Source organism: Streptococcus sp. HMSC067H01, from assembly GCF_001814775.1.
Lineage (GTDB): Bacteria > Bacillota > Bacilli > Lactobacillales > Streptococcaceae > Streptococcus.
Genome location: NZ_KV817763.1, coordinates 82,139 through 82,380, shown reverse-complemented (window position 1 = coordinate 82,380; position 242 = coordinate 82,139). Strand labels below are relative to the sequence as shown.

At 39.3% G+C, this 242-nt stretch carries 1 protein-coding gene; it reads left to right on the top strand.

Going from position 1 to position 242, the window contains the following annotated elements:
- On the top strand, positions 1-242 hold a 242-nt coding region (locus tag HMPREF2987_RS00390; RefSeq protein ID WP_180364484.1), incomplete at both ends, for a MucBP domain-containing protein.

Below are 242 nucleotides of genomic sequence, written 5' to 3'. Positions count from 1 at the left end.
CACTTGAAGTCAACAGACCCAACAACTGGTAAGGTTATCGAAGGCGATAAGAATGTCACTTATGTCTACAAGTTGAAAGAAAAACCAAAAGGTGAAGTTGTTATCACTTATGTGGATGAGAAGGGTAAAGAGATTCAAAAACCTCGTCAAGACACTCCAAACTCACCATATGACACACCATATGACACACCATATGACACTACTGAGAAAGGTGAAAAACCTAACTTCATCAAGGCAGAAGA